The organism is Mesorhizobium sp. B2-5-7, from assembly GCF_006440875.1.
Lineage (GTDB): Bacteria > Pseudomonadota > Alphaproteobacteria > Rhizobiales > Rhizobiaceae > Mesorhizobium > Mesorhizobium australicum.
Genome location: NZ_VFUO01000020.1, coordinates 1 through 2,006, shown reverse-complemented (window position 1 = coordinate 2,006; position 2,006 = coordinate 1). Strand labels below are relative to the sequence as shown.

The following is a 2,006-nucleotide window of genomic DNA, read 5'->3' as shown; positions in this document are numbered from 1 at the left end:
TCGGCTGGCGCCAGGACGGCTCCGCCACAAAATCTCACCCGATGCATAAGAACGGTTAGGTGGCGCGCCACCTAACCGTTCAGCGGGGCCGTTTACGTCTTCCGGGCGAAGCGGACTGACCGGATCAAGCTGATCTTCTGGGACGGCACCGGCGTCTGCCTCTATGCCAAGCGCTTGGAGGACGGGGAGTTCCGCTGGCCAAAGGTTCAGGATGGCGTGATGCAGCTGACGGCGGCGCAGTTCTCGGCGCTGCTCGAAGGACTCGACTGGCGGCGCGTCCACGAGGCGCGCCGGACCCGTGTTCCAGCCCAGGCGGGCTGACCCGCGACCAAGTGAATCAGCCTGGATTCCGCTGTCGCGGGCTGTCGACGAATATGGTCTGATCCACTCATGGCGATGACGGCGGACCAGCTTCCCGACGATCCGGATGCGCTGAAGGCGATGGTGCTGGCGCGCGACGTCGAGAACGCCCGGTTGATCCAGATCATCAAGGAATTGCAGCGCCACCGCTTCGGCCGTCGTGCTGAGACGCTGCCGGAAGACCAGCTGCTGCTGGGACTTGAAGAAGCCGAGCAGATCGAGGCGGCCGGCGAGGAGGAGAACGAACAGGCTGCTCCCATGGAGCGTCAGGCGCGTGTCACCAAGCGTCGGGCGAACCGCGGTGCGTTGCCACCCCATCTGCCACGCACGGATATGGTGGTCGACATCGAGGACCATGCCTGCCCGTGCTGCCGCAATGACTTGCATCGGATCGGCGAGGACGTAAGCGAGCGGCTCGACATCGTTCCGGCGCAGCTGCGTGTGATCGTCGTGCGCCGACCCAAATATGCCTGCCGAGCCTGCGAAGACGTGATCGTTCAGGCTCCCGCGCCCGCCCGGCTGATCGAAGGCGGCCTGCCGACCGAGGCGACGGTTGCCCAGGTTCTGGTCTCCAAATATGCCGACCACCTGCCGCTGTATCGCCAGGCGCAGATCTACGCCCGGCAGGGCATCAATCTCGACCGCTCGACACTCGCCGACTGGGTTGGCCGTGCCGCCTGGCACCTGCGTCCGGTTCACGAACGGCTGCTGGCGAAGCTGAAGTCCTCGCCAAAGCTCTTCGCCGACGAGACCACGGCGCCGGTGCTCGATCCCGGTCGCGGCAAAACGAAGACCGGCCAGCTCTGGGCCTATGCCCGCGATGATCGGCCATGGGACGGAGCCGATCCGCGCGGCGTCGCCTATGTCTACGCGCCCGACCGCAAAGCTGAGCGTCCGATCGCTCATCTCGCGGGCTTCACAGGAATCCTGCAGGTGGACGGCTATGGCGGCTATCGCGTGCTCGCCGACAAGAGCGGCGTGACGCTCGCCTTCTGCTGGGCGCACGTGCGCCGGCGCTTCTACGAACTCGCCGCGGCCGGTCCCGCGCCAATCGCCTGCGAGGCGCTGAGACAGATCGCCGAACTTTATCGCATCGAAGACGACATCCGTGGACGATCGGCGGAGCAGCGTCGTGCCGTGCGCCAGGAAAAGAGCCTGCCGATCACCGTCGCTCTCGAGCCCTGGCTGCGCGAGAAGCTCGGGCTGATCAGCCAGAAGACCAAGCTCGCCGAGGCAATCCGCTACACGCTGTCGCGTTGGGAAGGCCTCTCGCGCTTCCTCGATGATGGCCGCATCGAGATCGATAGCAACACTGTTGAACGCTCGATCCGTCCTATCGCGCTAAACCGCAAGAATGCACTCTTTGCCGGATCGGACGGCGGCGCCGAGCACTGGGCCGTCGTCGCTTCGCTAATCGAAACCTGCAAACTCAACGGCGTCGAGCCCCTCGGCTATCTCGCCGATGTCCTCACCAGGATCGTCAATGGCCACCCGAACAGCCAGATCGACGACCTCTTGCCATGGGCCTACATCCAGGCTCACGAACTCAGCGCAGTGGCCTGAGAACATCGCTCTGATGTCCGCTGTCAAGGTTTGGAACGCAGAAGGTCGCCCGATCCGAGGAACGGCTGCTCATTCTGATGAGC

General features: G+C 64.8%; 1 protein-coding gene and 1 pseudogene. Both read left to right on the top strand.

The genetic code is table 11. The features are described 5' to 3' along the window. Positions 1-87 precede the first annotated feature (87 nt). A pseudogene (gene tnpB / locus FJ543_RS31700) lies at positions 88-321 on the top strand (IS66 family insertion sequence element accessory protein TnpB); the annotation flags it as partial. Positions 322-390: 69 nt separating this feature from the next. Further along, positions 391-1,923, top strand: a complete 1,533-nt coding sequence (locus tag FJ543_RS31335; RefSeq protein ID WP_064993412.1) for an IS66 family transposase — start codon at positions 391-393, stop codon at positions 1,921-1,923. Positions 1,924-2,006: the final 83 nt, after the last annotated feature.

What these genes read in the sequence shown, in the direction of transcription:
- FJ543_RS31335 (WP_064993412.1), top strand. Translation starts at nt 391, where the DNA reads ATGGCGATGACGGCGGACCAGCTTCCCGACGATCCGGATGCGCTGAAG.